This window comes from Deltaproteobacteria bacterium (assembly GCA_022340465.1).
Lineage (GTDB): Bacteria > Desulfobacterota > Desulfobacteria > Desulfobacterales > B30-G6 > JAJDNW01.
The window spans coordinates 1-19,762 of sequence record JAJDNW010000130.1 but is presented as its reverse complement, the minus strand read 5'-3'; the positions used below and the strand labels follow the sequence as shown (position 1 = coordinate 19,762).

Below are 19,762 nucleotides of genomic sequence, written 5' to 3'. Positions count from 1 at the left end.
TCAAGCATCAAATGAGTTTGTTGCCAGCAAACGGATCTCTTCCGGTATCCGGTTCATGACCTCCGTCGCCAAAAACCCGACGGGCCCCTTGGCAGCGGCAAGGGTATCGGCCGCACGGCCGTGCAGGTAGACGCCCAGGCGCGCAGCGGCGTCGACGCTATACCCCTGAACCGTGAATCCGGCAACCAGACCGGTGAGAATATCCCCCATCCCGCCTGACGCCATGCCGGGATTTCCCGTTTGATTGACGTGAACGTTTCCTTCCGGATGAGCGATGACGGTGGCCGCCCCCTTGAGCACGACGTGGACACCGTAGCGCGCGGCAACATCGCGTGCACATCCGACGCGGTCCTCCTGAACCTGCGCAGGGGTTGTGCCGAGAAGGCGCGCCATCTCACCAGGGTGCGGGGTGATGGTCACGGCGGCCCTCGCCTTCTTAAGCATGCCCGGATTCCCGGCCAGGAGGTTGATGCCGTCCGCATCGATCACCAGGGGGATGGGACTGCTTTCTATGAGTCCGGCCAGGAACCGCCCGGCCCCGTCTCCCGTACCGATTCCGGGGCCGAAGGCGACGCAGCGCTTGCCAGGAAGCATCGCTTTCACGATTCTCAATGCAGAACTGTCCAGCAAACCATCCACGGTCTCGGGCAGAGGGACGGTCATGGCTTCCGTGACCTGCGGTTCGACGATCCCGTTGAGCCCCGCCGGTACCCCAAGAGTTACCAGCCCGGCTCCGGCACGCATGGCCGCCATGGCACTCATGGATGCCGCACCGGTTTTGCCCGGCGACCCCGCAACCACCATGAGGTGGCCGGTCGTCCCTTTGTGAACGTCAGGAGCCCGCTGCCGCAATAACGGCCGCAGGCCGGCGGGCGTAATCCAGACCTGCCGTGGATTCACGGCCGCCGTAATGAAGGGGGGGATGCCGATATCGACAACTTCGAGCGCTCCGCAACATGCGGCGCCTGGAAAAACGGCACAGCCAAGCTTGGCAAAGGCGAACGTCACCGTCACCTTGGCCCGAATGCAGGTCCCGCAGATTTGTCCGGTGTCGGCATTCAGCCCCGACGGAACATCCACCGCCACTACCGGCTTGTCCGCCCGGTTGACGAAATCGATCGCTTCCCTGAAATGCCCCCGGACGTCTGCATTCAAACCGGTCCCCAAAAGCGCGTCGACCCAAACCTCCCGGCGGCGCATGGCCGGCTTTTTCTTGCGCAGGGCGGCAGGGTCCTCGATCTCGAAGACCGGGACGCCAAGGGGATCCAGTAATGCCAGATTCGCGCCGGCGTCTCCGACAACGCGCGACCTTTTCGACAGCAGAAAAACCGAGACGTCCACTCCCATGCAGGCAAGGCGGCGGGCGATGACAAACCCGTCGCCGCCATTGTTGCCGCGCCCTGCTAAAATTCCCACCCGCTGGGACGCGATACCGGGGAAATAAGCCCGCATGACGCGCACGGCACCGCGTCCGGCATTCTCCATCAGAATTCTTCCCGGCAAACCGAACGATTCGATGGTCCGCCGGTCCATCTCCCGCATCTCTGCCGCCGTCACCAGAAACATAACACCCCTTCCGTCCGGACAAACCGGAGCTTATAAATTCTAAATCCCAATATCTACGTCCTCTACCGTGCGTTAACGAAGTGGGCGAGAGATATACTCAATAGTTAGATGAATATCCCGTCAAAGCTGCCGAATCGCCGCCAGCACGTCCTCGCTTTTCCTCTCCATGCGGCGCGCTTCATGCTCGTCATTCTCATGGTCATAGCCCATCAGGTGCAGCACGCCGTGAACCAAAAGCTCAACAGCGCGGGATTCCATGTCGACACCGGCCGTCAGTCCTTCCCTTGCGGCCGTGTCTAATGATATGACCACATCCCCCAGAAGATCCGGTGTGATGCCGGCAAACTCGCCCTCCTGCATGGGAAAGGCGATGACGTTGGTCGGGCCTTCCCGGTTCAGGTAGGTAACATTGAGGTCGGCTATCTGGGGATCGTCGACAAGCAGGATGGAAAGTTCTTTTTCAGGACATCCCAAGGCGTCTAAGATGGCCTGTGCCTTCCGTTCGATTTTGTCCAGCTTTATCGGATGTGTTGCCTGGCGGTTGTCTATCAGCACTCCCATTGGCTTCTTTTCCGTTCTGTTTGGAGACGGATTCGTTGTACTCGATGCGATGATGATGGATTCCGGTCAAAATCTTGTAATAGCTTCTGGCTATTTTATGCAGGTCCTTCAAGGTAAGTTCGCAGTTGTCCAGCTGCCCGTCCGAAAATATTTTGTTGAACAGATCCTGGGTCAGCTTTTGAATCCTGGAGGCGGTCGGGTTGTCAAGCGTTCTTGAGGCCGCCTCGACGACATCGGCCAGCATGACCAGCCCGGCCTCACGGGTCTGCGGCCTGGGTCCGGGATACCTGAACGCATCTATTTTCACGGCATCGTCCCCTTTTTTCTGCCGCGCCTTCTCATAAAAATAACTGATCAGGCTCGTCCCGTGATGCTGCTGGATCGTGTCGATAATACCCTGCCCCAGTTTGTTCTGCCTGGCGATCTCCACGCCGTTCTTGACATGGGCGATCAGAATCAGACTGGACATGGAAGGTGCCAGTTTGTCGTGCCGGTTGACCCCGTCGGTCTGGTTTTCGATGAAGTAGAGCGGTTTCCTGATTTTGCCAATGTCATGGTAGTAGCCGCAAACCTTGGCCAGGAGTGGATTGGCGCCTATTTCCGCCGCGGCGGCTTCCACCATGCTTCCCACGACCATGGAATGGTGGTAGGTGCCGGGCGCCTCGATCATGAGTTTTCTCAGAATGGGGCGGTCCAGGTTGGCCAGTTCCAGCAAGGTGATATCGGTCGTATAACCAAAAATCATTTCCATCAGGGGGGCCAGGCCAAGGGTCGTGACGCCCGTACCGATGCCGCCCGCAAAGGCAAAGGCGCCCCCCCAGGCAAGCACCCTGCCCGACAGATTGCCGGCATACACCTCCGATGCGATGGCCAGAACGATATTCAAGGCTCCCAGTTTGAGACCGGCGGAGATGAAAACCTTGCGCTCCCGGCAGTTTTGAACCCAGTACGCCGCCAGCGTGCCGTTGAGGAGAAAATAGATAAATGTATCAAACCGTCCGTGGTATATCGTCGCGGCGCAAAAAGCCGTGACAATGGCAAAGGGAATGGCGATCTCCAACCCCATGAAGAGGCAGATGGTCATGCCGCCCGCAGCAAGGGGTACACCGTAAAAAATGGCCCTGGCGGGAATGGAAAAGGGGGTCCCGGCGGCGATGGATTCGGCGAGAGAAGCTGAAAACTTGGCCGCGAGCACCACAAGCAGCAGCGTGGTGCCGATGAAAAGGAGGTTTTTGTTGATCCCTCCGGGAACCTTGAGAAGCCTGCTCTGGTGAATAATGAACAATCCCACCAGCAGGCATACAATGATGATCGCCGCACCGACACTTTTGGCCACTACCGCCTGGGTCTTGGTCTGGCGTTCGAAGGCCTTGAGTTTTAACAACTGGGTCTCGGATACCCTGTCGCCTTCGCGCAAAAGCATTTCTCCGGCCTTGATCTTGTAGAAAATCGGCTGGACCTCCTCGGCGGCCCTTTGCTTGCGCTCTTCAGTGGCGCTGCGGTTGAGGGTGATGTTGGGATTCATCAGGCGCTGCACCACGTCCACCACCAGGTTCCTGAGATTGTAGTCGACATCCGCAAGAATAGGCTGCCCCACAATGCGGACCATGACTTTGGACTGGTCCAAACCGTAGAACTGCTTCAGATTGACGACGGTGCGCTCGGTTTTCCCGTCAATGCTTCTCAGGGTGATCCCTTTTTCGGCTTCCTGAAGCAGCAGTTCTTTGTTGGCCACCACGCCGTTTTCGAGAATTTCCGACAGAATTCTGGTTATGCGGTCGGAAATATCGGTAGAAAAGCCTTCCTTTTCCAGAATCGCAAAGGCCCCCTGGCTGAAGGCAATCCCGATATTTTTTTCAAAAGCCGGCTTCTGGGCCATCAGCAGATCGTGCAGGTTCTGCTTTTCGTGCGGGCGGTTATCGACATTTTCGCCCGCCGCATCTTCGCTTGCCCCGTTGCCTGTTTCACCTTTTTCCACCGTGTCTTTTGGCGGCGAATCTACCGCTGCGATTACGGCGCGCATGGCCGCGAAGGATGTTTCCACCCGCTGAACGAGCTCGGGAGCCAGCGCCGTGTTGTGGTCGTACACGGTGAGAACCTTTTCCACCGCCGAAGCTCTTTGCAGCTGGGTGGCCTGCTTGTCTTCGAACAGGAAATCCTTGGTGGCCTTTATGTCCCGCAGCACCACATCTCCGGATACATATCCCCGGGGGCTGATGATCAGGCTAGGAAAGAGAACCACAATAATTGCCCCGGTCACCACGGCCAGGAGGAGCCACCTGAAATATGCCTCCAGTCCAAAAAAATGTTCGATGCGCTTTTTCTTTTTGCTGTTTCTCATCGGTTCAGATACCGCCCGTTCCCGGCTGACTGTCATCAGCCTTGCCGTGCGCGGCCTGTTTTTTCTCTTCCAGTTCTTCATAAGCCTTGATGATGTCCCGGACCAGCCTGTGCCTGACCACATCCGTCTTGGAAAAAAAGACGAACCTGATCCCTTCGATTTTCTGGAGAATGTTCTTGGACTCGACAAGCCCCGACGCCTTGCTGGCGGGCAGGTCGATCTGCGTGATGTCTCCGGTGATGACCGCCTTGGAATTGAAACCGATGCGGGTAAGAAACATCTTCATCTGTTCGGAGGTCGTGTTCTGGGCCTCATCCAGGATGATGAAAGAGTCGTTCAGGGTCCTGCCGCGCATGAAGGCGATGGGGGCGACCTCGATGATGCCGCGCTGGAGCAGACTGGAAACTTTTTCGAAACGCATCATATCGTGCAAGGCGTCATACAATGGTCGCAGATAGGGGTCGACCTTTTCCGTGAGATCTCCCGGCAGGAAGCCGAGCGCCTCCCCCGCTTCCACTGCCGGACGCGTGAGGATAATGCGGCTCACGATCCCTTTGGACAGTGCGGCCACGGCCATGGCCATGGCCAGATAGGTCTTGCCGGTCCCCGCAGGCCCGATCCCGAAAACGATGTCAAAAGACCGGATGGCGTCTATGTAAGCTTTTTGGGCGCGGCTTTTAGGGGTGATCGAACGTTTTTTGGACGTGACATATACCGTGTCCAAAAAGATGTCCTTGAGTCTGGCCTTGTGATCCCGGGAAAGCACGCGAATGGCGTAATCCACGTCGTTCTCGTATACCGGATACCCTTCTTTCAACAGGCCGTAAAGCTGCTTGAGCGTGTTTCCGGCGAGGTCTGCGGCAATCTTTTCCCCGTGGATGGTCACATCGGTTCCTCTGGCGTTGATGCTGACATCCAGGGCTTCGGCCACCAGCTGTAGGTGGCGGTTGTGCTCGCCGAAAAGCTGCCGGGCAAGCTCCATGCCAGCAAAGCTGTATTTTTGGGTGCCATCGGCACCGGCTTGATTGTCCAATTCGTCCAAAAGCTGCTCCCTTGCTGCAGAATATAGCCTTATTCGAAAGGCTCGACCCAGGTATGGAACTGTTCCTACCACACCCTTTTTCAACTTTGCAAATGCCAATTAGCGCCCCTTGTCTGAAAAGAAAACCTCTTGACGCAATATACACCCTCTGGTAATTTTATATTTTGGCCCATTTTTCCGATCGGAGCGGGCTGCGGAGAGCCGGCACAAGGAAGCCGCCACGCGCTCAGAAAGGGAACATTACGCGATAACTATATAAAATAATTTCTAACCAATAAATTCCCCGCGTAAAAACGCGAGCCTATAGCGGACGATATAATTGCCATGACGGTACTCGATGTTTCAATGATCGTGATTGTTGGTTTTTGCCTGACCAGGGGCATATTCAGAGGCTTGGTAAAGGAAATATCCTCGATCATCGGGGTTCTGGCCGGATATTATGCAGCCTACACCTATTACGGCCTTTTGGCGAAAGTCATTTCCAAATGGCTTTCCAACGTGGCCTATGCTAATATTTTGAGTTTTTTCATTATCTTCTGTCTTGTTTTTTTCATCATCAGCATCCTCGGCGTGATTACCAAGTATCTGTTGAGCATTTCCCATCTGGGCTGGATCGACCGTGTCTGTGGCGCGGGGTTTGGCCTGATCAAAGGCATCCTCATCGCCGCGATTTTGATGGTTGTCCTCACCGCCTTTCTGCCCAAAGGCCCCCCCGTGGTCAAACAATCTTTCCTGGCGCCCCATGTGGCCCATGTATCGGAAGCCATGGCCAAAGTGGTTCCGGACCAGATGAAGCAACAATTCATATTTAAACTCAAGGAATTGCAGTCGACTTGGAAAAGCAAATAGATTCGGAAGCCCCCCCTTTCGGCAAACTGATCCATCTAATCGAAAAACTGAGGGGTGAGGGCGGATGCCCGTGGGACCGCAAACAGACACCGCAATCCCTGGCCGTCTACCTGATCGAGGAGGCTCACGAACTCGTGGAAGCCATCCGTTCGGAAGATGCAGAGGCGGTCTGCGAGGAACTTGGTGACGTCATGTTTCTTCTGTTTTTCCTGGCAGCGATCTACAAGGAAAACGGAGAATTCGATGTTCTGAAGGCTGTCTCGAAAAATGTCGTGAAAATGCGCAATCGGCACCCCCACGTATTCGGAAATGCAACCGTCGATTCTGCCGAAGATGTGAGCCGGAACTGGAGCCGGATAAAAGCGGCCGAAAAGCCTGACCGCGGCGATGGCTCGCTGCTAGACGCCATCCCCAAAACCCTGCCCGCCCTCATGCGGGCCTACCGTGTTTCCTCGAGGGCCGCACGCACAGGCTTCGATTGGAATGACCTCGAGGGGGTCATGTCACAGGCGGAGGAAGAATGGCGGGAGCTCAAGGCTGAACTGGAAAAGGATGCCGATGGGTTTAACCGCGAAAATGTCGCCCTGGAATTCGGCGACGTTCTGTTTACCCTCACCAATGTCGCCCGCTTTGCCGGCATCCACCCGGATACGGCCCTGGACGCGTCCATCCGCAAGTTCGAAAGGCGCTTTCACCACATGGAACGCCACGCCTTCAAAATGGAACAAAAATTCGAAGATCTCGAATATGACGACATGCACGAGCTGTGGGAACGGGCCAAGCGGGTTAAAACATAAAAGAATATTGCCCTCGCTGCAGAACCCCCCGTCCCAAGACTGTCTATGCCTTTACGCCTCTGGACATTGATTATTCTTTATTCGTTATTGAATATTTTTTTTACTTAGTCGTCAAAATCGCCCTTCGGCCCCTTGTCGCTGTCAATCACGGCGGCCTTGGCCCTGATTTTTTCAACGGTCCACTCGGACTTGTCCTCCATAACGGCGGCCTTGAGACCCGGGTCATGACTCCCGGCCTTCAGAATTTCCTCCAGGGCGATGTCGGCTGTATCGGCGGCATTGAACACATTCACCAGCATGTCGTAAACGAAGTCCTCGACGCGCTTGACCATCCGCCCTCTTACAGGCTGCGGCTGACCCAGGAGCTTGTTTTCAAAAGGCAGGTTCAGCTTCTTGAAGTTTCCGCCGGACAAGCCCTTGTCCCGGGCATATGCGACCATGGCCGCCCACATCTCCTCGGTGACGCCTTCGCCCTTCACCTTGATGAAACTGCCGTCCTGGTCCAGGATGGCATTGCCGTAATCATTGACTTCCAGCCCCCAGGATATCATCTGCAGGGCGGTGGCGACATTGGCCTTTGTCGTTCTTGTTTGTGCCGCGATCTCCCTGAGCCTGTCCGAGTTGTTCCCCGACGTCCCGTGCTGGGCTCCGGAAACGTTATAGGGTGACAGTGCGTTGTGGATCTCGGCGGTCAAACCGACCTGGATCCCCTGGCCGCTGGCTTCGATGCCGTGGGTTGTCCCGTTGTTCAAGGCGATCCAGTCGGGAAAAATGCCGTGCGCATTCAACCCCTGGATGAGAAACAGGGCTTCCCCGGCGGTGGAAAGGCCCTCTTTCCCTTTTATTTCACCGACTTCTGTTTCCAAGCCCGCCCAGGTGGGGATGAAGGGGTTGAGCTGCAAATTGGCCAGAAGATTCTCATCGTCGGGGAGATGGGAGGCGTCCACGGCAATGGACGTCATGCCGGCTTCGAAAAGGGTCGGTATCTCGACCTTGGCCGCTTCCACATCGGCTGTCTTCTTGATGCCGTAATGATCGGCGTGGATGGCTACCGGTACCGTTATGCCAAGTTCATTGCAGACCGCGTCCACCTGGCGGGCGATATTCCAGTAATTGACCGCACAATAGGCCTCCGCACCGCCCTCCGACCGCGCAATTTCGATGATCAGACACGCGTTCGCCCGCTGCGCCGCCTGCAGGGCGCCCCGAATCACCAGATGGTTCCTGCCGTTGGCGGCCATGGCAATGGCTTTTCCCTTGGCCAGCATTGCCCGGTCGATATATTTTCCACTCACGATCAGTGCGCGCGAATTGGGAAAAAGTTTCACAACGGTAGGCGGCCGCCCGATTTCCAACGCCCTTTCGAAATTCCGTGATGCAGAAACATTGTTCGTCGTCATGCGCAGACCTCCTTTACCATTAATTTTTTCGGCTTATCACCCACAGCCATACGGCAATTTTCCTGAAACCTTCACCTTGGGTGAAAATCTTTCTATCATGATTTGGCGACGAAAGCGACCATGAAAATCGGACCTATAACCAAATAACAAGGTAAAAGCCTGACGGCCGGGGCGGTATTATTCCTCGGCAATCGTTGTGCCTCATTTTGGTTTATAGACCCGATGAAAATTTATGAGATTCATTTGACAATTTCACCATCTGATGACAATTTATCTCATTCTTGAGGTTTTTTTGCTTCGCATGCATGCCGAACCCGGCATGCAATTTTGATAAATTTTGTGCGCCCTGCGATATTGCCATGAAGCTGAAATCATTAGTTAACATTCATTTTTTCGTCCTATTTTCCCTTTTATCCCTCATTATCTGGGGCTGCGCAAAGCCATCCGTACCGCCGGTCATCCTCACCCCCACCCAGCCGCCGGGAGCCGAACTGCTCTCCGGCGAAGCGGTTTTCTCGCAGGCGGAAGAGCTCTTCCTGAAAAAATCGTTCGACGAGGCCATGGAAAAGTACAGGGCCTATCTGGAATGGTATCCCGAAGGCCCCCTGGCAGATGCCGCCCTCTACAAAATCGGATCGATTCAAACATACAGGGAAGATCTCGATGGGGCCCTCGCCACCTACCAAACGCTGGTGGAATCCTACCCGGAAAGCCCGCTGACGCGGGAAGCGATGATCGAAGTGCTCGATATCTACAACCGGCAGGGAAGATACACCGACGCCATCGACTTTGCCTTTAAGATTGCCGAAAACGACCTCTCCGAGAGCCAGCTTCTCAGAAAATACGTTCTGCTCGGCGATGCCCACATGGGAGTCGGCACCCCGGAAGATGCCTTTTATTTTTACAGTGCCGCTTATCGCCTGGCCGGCGATTTCGAAAAGGAACGGCTGCTGGAAAAAGTTAAAGCTGCGGTGGCCGGACTCCGCGAAGTCCATCTCGTGAACCTGCTCGCAAGGGTAAAAACCCCCCTGCTGCGGGGGCACCTCCTGTACCGTTTCGGCTTAATCTGCATCGAAAAAGGCAAAACCGACGACGCCCTGGAAGCCTTGACGCAACTCACCAAAACCATGCCCGAGCATGAAATGGCGCAGCCTGCACAGGAATTGATCGATGAAATCATCAGCAAATCCATCAGCAGTCCTTATACCGTGGGCTGCCTCCTGCCTCTGAGCGGCCGCTACCGAACCTATGGGCAAAGAGCCCTGCAGGGCATAGAACTGGCCTACCAGCGACACGTCCAGGCAGGCGGCCGGCCGGGTATCCGGCTGGTCGTGAAAGACACGCAGGCCGATCCGTTCAAAACGACCGCGGCTGTGCGGGAACTGGACGCTGAAAATGCCGCCGTCATCCTGGGCCCCATGATCATGTCGGAACCGGCGGCCCTCGAGGCACAGGCGCGCGGTATTCCGATCCTGACGTTCACCCAGCGAGAAGGCATCACGGCAACCGGCAATTTCGTATTCAGAAACTTCATCACCCCTAAAATGCAGGCCCGCACACTGGCCGACTATGCCACCGAAACACTGAATGTTAAACGCTTCGCGATTCTCTACCCGCGCGAGCACTACGGAACGACATACATGAACCTTTTCTGGGACGAAATCGATGCCCGGGGGGGGACGATATCGGCCATAGATTCCTACGATCCCGAACTGAATGACTTTGCCGTACCCATAAAAAAGATGGTGGGACTGTATTTCCCGGTTCCCGACGATCTCAAAATCGATTTTGAAATGCTGCCGGAAGAGGATACGCCATGGTGGCTGGATCACTTCAATCCACGCACGGTGGTGCCCTTTTTCCCCCGCGAGTTGAAATCGATCGCTGTCCTGTACAAAACCGTACCGGACACGGTGCTGGGACCGGTGGCCACGGATGAGGAACGCAGCAGAAACGAAGAAGCCGAACCGGTGGTCGACTTTCAGGCGGTGTTCATACCCGACGCACCCGGCAAGGCCGGGTTGATCATCCCCCAGCTGGCCTACCACGATGTGAACGACGTGTACCTTCTGGGCACCAACCTGTGGCACTCCACCGAGCTCCTCGAAATGGCCCGCCGGTACGTGCAGGGTGCCGTCATGACCGAGGGATTTTCACCGAACAGCGGCCTTGTACAGGTCAAGCGTTTTGTGCAAGCCTTCGAAGATGCCTTTGGCAAGTCGCCCGGATTTATCGAAGCCGTCACCTATGATTCCGCCGACATGGTTTTCCAGATCCTCGGGACGCCCGGCATCCGGTTCAAAAACCACGTCAAAGACGAACTCCTCAACCTTGTCAATTTCCCGGGAGTCACCGGCAGGACACACTTCGACTACAGCGGCGATGCCGTCAAGGCCCTGTTTCTCCTCGAGGTGACGGGAGACAGCTTCGTGGAAGCCCGGCAACCCTGAAAGGCAGAAACCAGAAGTCGGAGGCCGGAAGTCAGTGGTCTCAAGTCAGGGGTGAAGTCTCACGTTTCAGGTCTAACGTCTCACGCCTCACGCTTCACCACCTAAATCCGTAAAGCTTAAATCCCCGCAGAGAATTTTCAGAGGCGGGCTAGTCGTTCTTGAGCCTCCCCTGCCCCGTGGCCTCCAGAACGCTGCTCCACAGTTTGCCGCGGGGGGCCACCTGTTTGCGTTTGCCTGCGGAGAGGATCATGGGAAGATGAACGTAGGTGTTGTTCCAAAAACCGATGAGCACACCGGTCTTGCCGGCCATGCCCGCGTGCACGGCGTCACGCCCTAAAAAGCTGCAGAAGACATGGTCATTGGCATTGGCGGGAAGGCTGCGGATGATATAGCTGGGGTCAATATATTTGAGGCTTATATCGATCCTTTTTTCAGAAAAATAAGCCGCTATCCGGTTCTTCAAAAAAATGCCGATATCCTTCAGCCGGATATTCCCGGACTCGTCCCGCTCGCGCGCATTATTTTCGAAAAACTTCTGCCCGGCGCCTTCCGCCACCACGATGACGGCATGGGATCTGGCGGCAATCCTTTCTTCGATGGCCGCCAGCAGCCCCCCGGGGCCCTCGATGTCAAAATCGACTTCCGGAATCAGGGTAAAATTGACATCTTGTTGAGCGAGCGTCGCCGTTGCGGCGATAAAGCCGGAATGACGCCCCATCAGCTTGATAAGGCCGACACCGTTGGGATAGCCGATGGACTCGTTGTGAGCACCCTTGATCGCCTCTGTAGCCACGTCCACGGCCGTCTCGAATCCAAACGAACGGGCCACCAGGTAGATATCGTTGTCGATGGTTTTGGGAATGCCCACCACGCTGATTTTAAGCTCCCTTTCCGTGATGCTGTCCACAATGCGGGTAGCGGCCTTGAGGGTGCCATCCCCGCCGACCATGAATAGAATGCCGACATTCATCCTCTCCAGGCTGTCGACGATTTCATCGATATCCTGGGGTCCCCTGGACGACCCCAGAATCGAACCGCCCAGCTCGAGGATATTGGCGACAGACGCCGGAGACAACTCCACGATTTCGTGATTGTATTTGGGAATGAAACCCTGCAGCCCGTAACGGATGCCGTAGATGTTCCTGACTCCGTACCCGAAAAAAAGTTCCAGCACCACCGAGCGGATGATGTCGTTCAGTCCCGGGCATAGGCCTCCGCAGGTCACGATGGCACACCTGAGCTTGCTGGAATCGAAATAGATCTTCTCCCTGGGGCCGGCCACCTCCAGGCAGGGACTCACGGAGCCGCTTTCCAGCACTTTCCGCATATTCTTCAAGGTCGCGTCGATCATTACCCCATCTTCGTCCGATACAAAATTCTCGTCCCGGCTGAGAGGAGACGGTATTTTTGCATGGCCCAGCGCTTTAACCCGGGTGTCTTCCACATCGTGAATCATAAATGCCTGCCCAGTTTTTTAGGTTCGAATCTAAAGTCGCCTTTTCCCAAAATGTCGTGGAGATGCAGGATCCCGCAAACGGTTCCGTCCTCCCCGGTGATGGGCAGTACGGTGATCTCATGCTTTTCCATAATTTCCAGTGCGTCGTACGCCGGCGTTTCCGGACCGATCTGTTTGGGGTTTGCGGTCATCACCTTGCCCACCGGCAGTGACCATAGATCCCTGCGCTGTGCGAGAGATCGCCTGATGTCACCGTCGGTTATGATGCCCACCAGCCTCTTGGCGTCATCGCATACAAGGGTTGCCCCGAGCCCCATGCTATTGATCGTTTCGATAGCCTGTTCCATGGTTGCCGTAATCGTTATCCGGGGGATGGCTTCTCCTATCAGCATCATGTCGACGACCCGGCTCGCGAGGCGCTGCCCCAGGGCGCCACCCGGATGAAACCGTCTGAAATCGCTCGGAGTAAACGCTTTCATGTTGATCAACGTGACGGCCAGGGCATCCCCCATGGCCAGAAGCGCCGTCGAACTGGCCGTTGGCGCCAACCCCAACGGGCAGGCCTCCTTTTCGACGCCCACGTCGATCACGATATCGCTGTTCTGCGCCAGGGTGGACGCCTTGTTTCCCGTGAAGGCGATTACCGTGCAGCCTATCCCCCGTATGCTGGCGACCAATGCATTCAGCTCGTCGGTCTCCCCGCTGGTTGAAAGGGCCAGAAATATATCATCAGGGCCCACCATTCCCAGATCACCGTGCATGGCCTCGACGGGATGCAGGAAGAAGGAACGCGTACCGGTGCTGTTCAGCGTAGCCGCGATCTTTCTGCCGACAATGCCTGACTTGCCGATCCCGCCTACCACCACCCGCCCGCTGGTACTGTAAATAGATTGCACCATGGCCGTGAAATTGTCGTCCAGTTTGTCGACCAACTGCATGAGGCCCTCGGCCTCGATGCGCAAGACTTCCTTCGCTTCCTCTATGATCAATGGCCCGCTCCTGTATCTGTGATTACCGCTAGACCTCAAGCCTCAAAACCTCGGGCTTTTGCAGCGCGGAAAAAAATTCGTTTTGGCTCATCATGCCATGACAATATTCAGTAAAAAAATCAAGCAGTTTTTACGGAAAACCCCAATCACCGCCTGTCGTCACGCGCGGGAGTTGTGGTGAAAGTACGCTTGTCACCAAATTAATCCTTGACAATTTAGCTTTCATTAGTTAATATCTAACGTTTAATGATGTCGATGGAAAAGGCATGGCCGGGATCGATATTTCCGGCCATTTTTTTATCAATGCAACCTACCAAAATTTAGGGGGTGATTCCAATGGAATGTACAACGGTTAGAAAAGGAAATGAATGCCCTTTCATGACCAAACAAGGGTGTTCCTACAACGGCGGGATTTGTCATCAGACCATAGAGAATTGTGACGGCTGCAACCGCAAAATGGAAAACGGTTCGGGATGGTACTGTTCGGCGTGCCCGGATCCGGCGCTCAAGTGGAAAAACGGAAACTGCAACATGGCGTCGCATGTCTCAACCGTTTCCACCCAGAAAAAGCAGAAAATCAATCCGCTCAAAGCATCCAAGCGCGCAAGCCGCTAATGCAATCCTCTGCAATGACAAACCCTGCTTGCACGGCGAGCAGGGTTTTTTATTGCATGACACCCGGCCCTGCCGGCGCGGGATGCCTCTCGGCACCGCCGGTGCGGTGAACCCGGAAATCCCGCAGGGTTTCAAATTTTACGAATGCAACTAGATAGAATCCGTTAAAAACATGTTTATTTTTATCATTCGTAAAATGTGAAACCCTCAACTTAGGTCTTGACATTCTTCGGCTTCTACCGGTAAGCGTGACCGAAACAGATTGATGACAAGCTTGCCGGATGGCCAAGGAGGTAGACAGGATGAATCCCATCGCCCGGGAATTGAATGAGATTATCGAAGCGGGGAATCCGCACCTGATCGAAATGCTTTCCGGCATCGGCAAGGCGCTTTTCTTTCCCAAGGGCATCCTCAGCCAGAGTGCAGAAGCAAAAGAAAAGGCACACAAGCTGAACGCCACCATTGGCATTGCCAAAGAGGGCGGCCACACCATGCACCTCGAGTCCGTCATGGAGGCCATCAGAGAGATCCGGGCCAGCGAATCCCTGACCTACGCCCCCTCTTTCGGTATCCCGGGACTGCGCAAGATCTGGCAATCATCCCTCTACAAAAAAAACAGTTCACTTGCCGGGAAAGCCATCAGCCTGCCCGTGGTCACGTGCGGCGTCACGCACGGCATCAGCATGTTCGCCGACCTCTGGCTCGATCCCGGCGACGTGGTCATACTGCCCGACATGATGTGGGGCAACTACAACATGGTCTTCAACGTGAAAAAGGGAGCCCGTATCCGCACCTATCCGATGTTTACGGATCAGGGCACCTTCGATACCGAGGCCTTCCAAGCGGCGGTAAGGGACGAAGCGGCACACCATAGCAAAATCACCGTACTGCTCAACTTTCCCCACAATCCGACCGGTTACACTGCCACCAAGGTGGAGGGGGACCGGATTGCGGAAATTCTCATCGATACGGCAAGGGAAGGCACCCATGTCGTCGCTGTCACCGACGACGCCTATTTCGGCCTTTTCTATGAACAAGACACCCTGCAGGAGTCGTTGTTTGCCAAGCTGTGCGGCAGCGATCCGCGCCTTCTGGCCGTAAAGTTGGACGGCTGCACAAAGGAAAATTTCGTGTGGGGTCTCAGGGTGGGATTCATCACCTATGGCGCGGCAGCGGGCGGCAACGAGGAATCCGTTTACACGGCCCTGGAAAAGAAAACCGCCGGGTGCATCCGGGGCAATATCTCCAACGCGTCCCACCTGGGCCAGTCCATCGTTCTCAAATCGATGCAGAATGAAAAGTTCCCTGCTGAGAAGCGGGCAAAATTCGAGGTGTTGAAGGCGCGTGCCCTCAAGGTAAAAAGCGTGCTTCAAGACCCGAAATACAAGAATGCGTGGGACCTATACCCCTTCAACTCCGGATACTTCATGTGCCTCCGCCTCAAACGTGTCAATGCCGAGAAATTGCGGGTGCACCTGCTCGAAAAATACGGGGTCGGCTTGATCGCCATAGGAGAAAACAACATCAGGGTGGCTTTTTCCTGCATCGAAGAAGGAGACATAGCGACGCTGTTCGACACCATGTTGCAGGGTGTCGACGATATTGACAATTCGCCCTAATTTTATGCGGAATGACTCGATTATAAAAATGTGGATCAACCGGCTGGCGGGGCAGGACAGAAATTTCAACATCGCCCACGCCGGCAAGTGGATGTTCTATTTCGTGGCCATCGGCCTGATCGCCGGATTGGGGTCCGTCCTTTTTCACTATCTCTGCCAACTCGGCATTCACTATTTCATGGATATGGCGGCCGGTTACCGGCCGCCAGCGCCTGCCGGGGAGCATCACCTGATGCCACCGACTGCCACGCCCTTCAACCGTTGGATTCTGCTGCTGCTACCGGCCGCCGGCGGTCTGCTCAGCGGGTGGATCGTCTATACCTACGCCCCCGAAGCCGAAGGGCATGGAACCGATGCCGCTATCGATGCCTATCACCGGGCCGGCGGGCTCATCCGCAGCCGGGTGCCCATTATCAAAACCATCGCTTCCGCCATCACATTGGCCACGGGCGGATCCGGCGGGCGTGAAGGCCCCATTGCCCAGATCGGCGCCGGATTCGGGTCCTTTCTGGCGACCAAACTCAAATTGTCCGAACGTGAACGCAGGATCATGATGGCGGCCGGCATCGGTGCCGGGGTGGGCAGCATCTTTCGCGCCCCTCTGGCCGGCGCCCTGTTTGCCGCCGAAGTGCTCTACCGCGACCCGGAATTCGAGTCCGAAGTCATCATTCCGGCGGGGATTTCAAGCGTGGTGGCCTACTGTGTTTTCTGCCTGGTGTTCGGATGGGGCTCTCTTTTCGATTCCGCGGATTTCAGGTTCAGCAACCCAATGGAACTGGGCCCCTACATCGTTCTCGCTTTCATTCTCGTGGGGCTCGCCGTATTGTACGTCAAGTCGTTCTACGGCATTATGGACCTTTTCAGGGCGATAAAAATCCCCAACCACGTCAAACCGGCCATCGGGGGTCTGGCGACCGGTATCATCGGCTTTTTTTTGCCGCAAACCCTCGCTTTCGGCTACGGATTCGCGCAGATGGCCCTGGACAACCAACTGACCATCCCCTTTCTGCTCTTTCTGGCCATTGGAAAAATTTTCACCACGTCATTTTCCATCGGATCCGGCGGCAGTGGCGGCGTCTTCGGTCCGTCCGTCGTCATCGGGGGCGCCATGGGCGGCGCGGTGGGAAAAGTCTTTCACGGGCTTTTGCCCAACGTCGTCACCGAACCGGGGGCTTTTGTCGTCGTGGGCATGGCCGGTTTTTTCACGGCGGTATCCAACACGCCGATCTCCACGATCATCTTCGTGAGTGAAATGACCAATTCCTACCACCTACTGCTGCCAAGCCTTCTGGTCTGCTCCCTTACCTTCATGGCTTCAAAAAAATGGAGCATTTATCACGAACAGGTGAAAAGCAAAATAGACTCCCCGGCCCACGCCGGCGATTTTTTTGTGGACATCCTTCAGGCCATCCGCGTCAAGGATCTCATGGATCATGTGAAAAAGGTGACCCTCATCCCCCAGGACATGGCTTTCGGCGAATTCAAGACATTTTTTTCCAACACCAAACAGCACTATTTCCCGGTCATGGACGGCAATGAAAAGCTTATCGCCATTTTTTCCATCAACGACGTGAGGGGCGTGCTGTTTTCCAGTGAAATAGAGGACCTGGTGAGAATGCAGGATATCGGCACCTCCGACATCATCGTCACCACGCCTTCGGACGATCTGAATTCGGTTCTGCAAAAATTCACCGAAAAGAACATCGACAGCCTTCCGGTGGTCGCCGACGAGGACCACGGAGAATTGATCGGCATGCTGAACCGCCGGGAAGTCATTGCCTTCTACAACGAAAAAATCGGGAAAATGAAGCAGAACGGTCAGCGTTGAGTTGGTGTTTGGTGTTTAACGTCCACTGCCTCACCATCCAACAACCAGACACAAAGCACCAAATACAAAACCCTAATAAACCACTTTTACTAGATACAACCCCTGCGGCGGAGCCGTCGCCCCGGCTTGTGCCCGGTCCCGGGATTCGAGAACGGTTTTAAAATCCTCCGGGCGCATCCTGGAACGGCCGACATCCACGAGCGTGCCGACGATGTTGCGCACCATGTACCTCAAGAACCCATCGGCCTCGATGGTGAAACGGATGTTGCCGGAGAGATCTCTGGCCAGTTCGGCCCTCGTCACCCTGCGGACCGTGGTCGACCGCGGACTCCCGGCCCCCTCGAACGCCCTGAAGTCGTGTTCGCCGATTGTCAAAGCAGCGGCCTTCTGCATGGCATAAAAATCCAGTTCACTGCGAATATGCCAGACATACCGCCGCTCGATGGCTGTAGGAAGGCTGTCGTTCCAAATACGGTACCGATAGACTTTTCCCCTGGCATCATACCGGGCATGAAAGGCGTCCGCCACCGTCCGGCAGTCCCTGATGACGATGTCCCCATTCAACAGGCTGTTGAGCCCCATCCTGAAGGCTTGCGGAGACAGTCCGGCACCGCTCTTGAAATTCGCCGTCTGCGCCAGGGCATGCACACCGGCGTCCGTCCTTCCGGAGCCATTCACGACAATCGTTTCACGGGTCATTACCGCCAGTGCGCGCTCGATCTCGGCCTGCACCGTCGCATCGTTTTTCTGGCGCTGCCACCCGTGATAGGCGGTTCCGTCGTACTCGATGGTGATGAGATAGTTCTTCACAGCAGAAGCCCCATTGTCAGCGAAAAAAACGACAGCACCGTCGACAGCACGACCGCCGCGGAAGCGAGTTCCGTATCGCTCTTCAGCTGTGCGGAAAGAACGTAGATGGACGCCGAAGCCGGCAGGGTGAAATAGATCATCCCCACCTTGAAGGGAATTCCCGACACGCCGAACCATCTGAGCATACCATATCCGATCCCTGGCAGAATCAATAGTTTGATCACCGCGGCGACCACCGACAGCAGTGCGTTCCCCCGCATGCTCTTAAGGGTCAGCGCACCGCCGATGGAAAGCAACGCCAGGGGCAGGGCCACGGCGGTGGACAGGCGGAGGGCGTTGTCCAGAAAAGTCGGAAAGGTGTTGATCGTACGCGCATACAAAAGGCCTGCCAGGCAGCCGATGATCAGCGGGTTGGTGACGATCTCCCGCAGGGTTATCCGTATTCGGCTCTCAAGCGCCATGCGCTCACCCGAATGCCAGATCAGCGTCGAAACAGCCAGGACGTTGATGAACGGTATGACGAAACCCACCATGATCCCGAAGTGCTTGACCCCTTCGTCCCCCAGGGCGTTGTAAACGACGGCCATGCCGATGTAAGTGTTGAATCGGTAGCAGCTCTGCGAAAAGGTACCCGCCTTGAAATGGGAGACCCTGAAGATTTTCAAAGCCGTCGCACTGACCAGGTAGACGGCGGCAATGGCGGCCAGTCCTGCCAGGCACAGATTCCAGGCGACACCACCGCCGGTGTCCGCACCGCCGATTTTCCAGAACAACAGCACCGGAAAGAAAATGAAGTAGATCAACCGGTCGGAAGTCTTCAGGAAGTCATCATCGGTCAGACCGAACCGTTTGGCCAGGTTGCCCAGCAAAAGAAGGGCGAACACCGGAAATAAGCTTGAAAAAACCATAAATAAATGAAATCGTGTACCACGCTTTTATAAGCGGTCACAGCGTACATCCCCCACCTGCCGCTCAAAATCCTCATCCATGTGTTCCAGGGCTTCTTTGAGGCTGTATTCGGCGCCGCACGACCTGCAGCGCAGCACAATCTCGCGTCACGAGCGTTGGATGCCGAGATCGCCCTCACAGACCCTGCATATTAATCCAGCGTTATTCACGATAACATCCTCCTCTATTAATTAAATCGAAAACTTTTCAATAAAAGAACAATCACGAAAACACGAAAGAATGAAAACACGAATTTTTTCTTCTCGTCGTGTTTCCATTCTTTCGTGTTTTCGTGATGAATCCTATCCCCGCTTTATCTCTGCATATCTCTCGAAGCATAAACCCCAGCGTTGCAAAAGCCTGAGGGCTTCAGCGTCAAGGCGTCTGAGGGTGAAGTCGTAGTGTTTTACTTCGAACCCTCAGCAACGCGGAATCTGAAGTCCTCAGGCTTTCCCGCAGGGTAAACAACATGGTAAAATAGACACAATCCT

General features: G+C 55.5%; 15 protein-coding genes. 6 read left to right on the top strand and 9 right to left on the bottom strand.

The window, feature by feature from the left end:
- The 4 genes from LJE94_17340 to LJE94_17325 form a co-directional block, all read right to left on the bottom strand.
- The gene (locus LJE94_17340) at window positions 1–1,566 is read right to left on the bottom strand and encodes an NAD(P)H-hydrate dehydratase (protein ID MCG6911866.1); all 1,566 of its coding nucleotides are present in this window, start codon (window positions 1,564–1,566) and stop codon (window positions 1–3) included.
- Between the two features lie 120 nt (window positions 1,567–1,686).
- Complete coding sequence (gene ybeY / locus LJE94_17335) at window positions 1,687–2,127, bottom strand: rRNA maturation RNase YbeY (GenBank protein ID MCG6911865.1); 441 nt, start codon at window positions 2,125–2,127, stop codon at window positions 1,687–1,689.
- Complete coding sequence (locus LJE94_17330; GenBank protein MCG6911864.1) at window positions 2,027–4,468, bottom strand: HDIG domain-containing protein; 2,442 nt, start codon at window positions 4,466–4,468, stop codon at window positions 2,027–2,029. Before LJE94_17330 ends, ybeY begins: the two co-directional genes overlap by 101 nt.
- Before the next feature lie 4 nt (window positions 4,469–4,472).
- The gene (locus LJE94_17325; GenBank protein ID MCG6911863.1) at window positions 4,473–5,450 is read right to left on the bottom strand and encodes a PhoH family protein; all 978 of its coding nucleotides are present in this window, start codon (window positions 5,448–5,450) and stop codon (window positions 4,473–4,475) included.
- Between the two features lie 384 nt (window positions 5,451–5,834).
- On the opposite strand from LJE94_17325, the gene LJE94_17320 reads away from it, so the two are divergent.
- Both LJE94_17320 and mazG read left to right on the top strand, forming a co-directional pair.
- Window positions 5,835–6,359 carry a CvpA family protein gene (locus LJE94_17320; protein ID MCG6911862.1) on the top strand — a complete coding sequence of 175 codons (525 nt, stop codon included), beginning with the start codon at window positions 5,835–5,837 and terminating at the stop codon, window positions 6,357–6,359.
- Entirely contained in the window at window positions 6,344–7,156 is an 813-nt protein-coding gene (gene mazG / locus LJE94_17315; protein ID MCG6911861.1) for a nucleoside triphosphate pyrophosphohydrolase, read from the top strand. The genes LJE94_17320 and mazG overlap by 16 nt, the downstream gene beginning before the upstream one ends.
- Window positions 7,157–7,260: 104 nt before the next feature.
- On the opposite strand, the gene LJE94_17310 is transcribed toward mazG, so the two are convergent.
- Window positions 7,261–8,556 (bottom strand): class II fructose-bisphosphate aldolase, encoded by a 1,296-nt coding sequence (locus LJE94_17310; GenBank protein MCG6911860.1) that lies wholly within the window; start codon window positions 8,554–8,556, stop codon window positions 7,261–7,263.
- A 359-nt stretch (window positions 8,557–8,915) separates the two neighbouring features.
- Between LJE94_17310 and LJE94_17305 the strand changes: the two genes are divergently transcribed.
- Window positions 8,916–11,006: a penicillin-binding protein activator gene (locus LJE94_17305; GenBank protein ID MCG6911859.1), complete on the top strand. Its 2,091-nt coding sequence runs from the start codon at window positions 8,916–8,918 to the stop codon at window positions 11,004–11,006.
- Between the two features lie 148 nt (window positions 11,007–11,154).
- Here the strand turns inward: LJE94_17305 and LJE94_17300 are convergent, their stop codons facing one another.
- Both LJE94_17300 and LJE94_17295 read right to left on the bottom strand, forming a co-directional pair.
- Complete coding sequence (locus tag LJE94_17300) at window positions 11,155–12,462, bottom strand: ATP-dependent 6-phosphofructokinase (GenBank protein MCG6911858.1); 1,308 nt, start codon at window positions 12,460–12,462, stop codon at window positions 11,155–11,157.
- Entirely contained in the window at window positions 12,459–13,451 is a 993-nt protein-coding gene (locus LJE94_17295) for a KpsF/GutQ family sugar-phosphate isomerase (GenBank protein ID MCG6911857.1), read from the bottom strand. The genes LJE94_17300 and LJE94_17295 overlap by 4 nt, the downstream gene beginning before the upstream one ends.
- A 336-nt stretch (window positions 13,452–13,787) precedes the next feature.
- Between LJE94_17295 and LJE94_17290 the strand changes: the two genes are divergently transcribed.
- The 3 genes from LJE94_17290 to LJE94_17280 all read left to right on the top strand — a co-directional run bounded on the left by LJE94_17290 (window position 13,788) and on the right by LJE94_17280 (window position 17,513).
- Window positions 13,788–14,066 (top strand): PxxKW family cysteine-rich protein, encoded by a 279-nt coding sequence (locus LJE94_17290; GenBank protein MCG6911856.1) that lies wholly within the window; start codon window positions 13,788–13,790, stop codon window positions 14,064–14,066.
- Between the two features lie 302 nt (window positions 14,067–14,368).
- Complete coding sequence (locus tag LJE94_17285; GenBank protein ID MCG6911855.1) at window positions 14,369–15,685, top strand: aminotransferase class I/II-fold pyridoxal phosphate-dependent enzyme; 1,317 nt, start codon at window positions 14,369–14,371, stop codon at window positions 15,683–15,685.
- Window positions 15,686–15,713: 28 nt separating this feature from the next.
- Window positions 15,714–17,513 carry a chloride channel protein gene (locus LJE94_17280; protein MCG6911854.1) on the top strand — a complete coding sequence of 600 codons (1,800 nt, stop codon included), beginning with the start codon at window positions 15,714–15,716 and terminating at the stop codon, window positions 17,511–17,513.
- 72 nt (window positions 17,514–17,585) lie between these two features.
- On the opposite strand, the gene truA is transcribed toward LJE94_17280, so the two are convergent.
- Both truA and LJE94_17270 read right to left on the bottom strand, forming a co-directional pair.
- Window positions 17,586–18,323, bottom strand: a complete 738-nt coding sequence (gene truA, locus LJE94_17275; protein MCG6911853.1) for a tRNA pseudouridine(38-40) synthase TruA — start codon at window positions 18,321–18,323, stop codon at window positions 17,586–17,588.
- On the bottom strand, window positions 18,320–19,231 hold the full coding sequence (locus LJE94_17270; protein ID MCG6911852.1) for an AEC family transporter: 912 nt from the start codon (window positions 19,229–19,231) through the stop codon (window positions 18,320–18,322). The genes truA and LJE94_17270 overlap by 4 nt, the downstream gene beginning before the upstream one ends.
- Between the last annotated feature and the right edge of the window lie 531 nt (window positions 19,232–19,762).